Annotated in this window: 2 pseudogenes; both read right to left on the bottom strand. The window is 74.7% G+C overall.

Going from position 1 to position 2,044, the window contains the following annotated elements:
- Nucleotides 1-388: pseudogene (locus ACFWXO_RS37045) on the bottom strand (hypothetical protein); the annotation flags it as partial.
- A pseudogene (locus ACFWXO_RS37040) lies at nucleotides 370-2,044 on the bottom strand (hypothetical protein); the annotation flags it as partial. The pseudogenes ACFWXO_RS37045 and ACFWXO_RS37040, both read right to left, overlap by 19 nt.

The raw sequence follows: 2,044 nt of genomic DNA, 5'->3' as shown, positions 1-2,044 counted from the left end.
GCTGATCACCGTCAGCACCCGGGCGGACGGCGAGCGGCGCCCCGGCCGCGTCGGGGTGCCCGGGGGCGGGGGGGGCAGCCGGGGGGTGGGCGGGGTCGGCGGGCCGGTGGTCGCGCAGCCGCCCGCCGGCCGGGCCGGCGGCGATCCGGCCGACCAGTTCGTGCCAGGCCGCCCGGTCGCCGACGGGGTCCCCGCCGGTGCGCCACAGGGCCGTCCAGTACGCGTCGAGGGCGGAGAGTTCGGCCTCGGTGGGCCGGGGTTCGAAGGAGTCGACCGCCCACTCGTCGGGGAAGACGCGGACCAGCAGGTCGGTCGCGGTGAACCTGGTCTCGATCCGTACCGGGCCGAGCAGGACGGGGTAGTCGTCGCTCAGGGCGTTGTCGGCCATACCGGGAGCATCTCCTGTGCGTGGATGGCGACCATGACCGGCGCCCGGAAGAGGATGTAGGCGATGTCGGCCGAGCTCAGCCGGGAGTACCAGAGCGGCAGGGCGCTGTCCTCGGTGCGCTGCTGCTGCTTCTCCAGTTCGTCCGGGGAGCCGTCGAAGGGCGCGAGCGGGACGTGGGTGGCGTCGGTGAACTCGACGAAGCCGAGGTGGTCGGGGTCGACGTGCTGCCAGGTGAGGTCGTTCCAGACCTTGACGGGCGGCAGCGGGCCCTCGGGTTCGTCGACGCCGAAGCGCGGTTCGCCGGGGCGCTCCTTGAGCACGAAGAACCAGCCGGGGTCGCCGGGGGGCCGGCCGCGGGCCTCGGCGGCGTCGAGGTCGAAGCCGAGCAGGTAGACGTCGGGTTCGACCTTGGCCTCGTAGAGCGGCAGCCGGATCAGCTCGGCGGTCGGGTGGTCCTCGTCGGGCAGCGGCGCGGGGACGCGCTCCCCGGTGGTGACCGGGTTGCCGTCGGCGTCGAGCGGCCAGGCGGCCCGGTGGGCGTACACCGCCGTGTTGGGGTACTTCTTCAACAGCTCGCCGCGGATGACGAGCACCAGGTCCTCCTTCTGCGGGGTGCCGGGCGGCTTCTGCGGGGTGCCGGGCTGCTGCCGGTTGTCGTTCTGGCCGAGCAGCGCGGCCGGGCCCCAGCGGTGGACCGGCTGGATGTCGTACAGCCGCTCGCGGCGCTCTTCGGGGGTCTCGCCGAGCTGCGGGAGCGCCGCGCGCGGGTCCCAGAACTGCCGGAACGGGGTCCCGCGTTGGTCGGTCGGGTACTCGCGCCAGAGCAGCTCCCGGGCCATCTCGTGGTTGAGGCCGACCAGGAAGGACTCGATGAACCGGCGGTTGTTGGCCAGCAGGGTGATCGAGTTCGCCGGGATCAGGTCCAGATGGGGGACGAACACCTCCACCGAGAGGTCGATCAGCGACTGGTACATCGGCAGGTCGATCACCGGGTAGGCCATCGCCTCGATGAACTCCTCGGCGAAGGGCCGCAGCCGCTCGGGCACGTCGACGGAGCCGAGCAGGCTCCTCGGGACGGTGGTGTCGGAGCGCAGCCGGGCGAGCACCGCGTCGGTGGTCCCGGCGACGCCGAGCCGCTCCCGGGGCACCGGCCGGCCGACGGCGGCGGAGGCGTCCCAGCCGTCGTAGAGCTCGTGGAGCGCGCCCTTGTACCGCTGGGCCTCCGGGCTGTCGACGGTGCCGCCGGTGGTCGGCGGGACGGGGTCGCCGATCTCCTTGAGGACGAAGTCCGGGCTGTTCGGGAGGGAGCCGACGGGGTTGGTGGTCCCCTGGGCCGCCCGGGCGCCGCTGCCGGGGTGGAGCACCTGGTCGAGCTGGCCCGGGGTCACCAGGGCGGCCGGCTTGACCTTGGGCGCGGCGGCGGTGACCGCGCCGGTGGCGGCGTCCATCCGGGGCACCAGCGCCTCGCGGGGCTGCTCGGGCGGGAAGGTCAGCGAGCGCATCAGCCGGCCGCCGGGGCGGGTGAGCCGGCGCATCGCGGCGGACAGCGGGGCCGCCGCGACCTGGCTGGCCGCCACCTGGAAGCCGACGGCCAGTTGCTCCGTCAGTGGCTCCGCCGTGTCGTGGGGCGCGCCGGGGGGGGCGCCCGGTCTGTGG

Source organism: Kitasatospora sp. NPDC059088, assembly GCF_042738155.1.
Lineage (GTDB): Bacteria > Actinomycetota > Actinomycetes > Streptomycetales > Streptomycetaceae > Kitasatospora.
The sequence above is the reverse complement of the archived record's forward strand: the minus strand, read 5'-3'. Positions and strand labels throughout refer to the sequence as shown.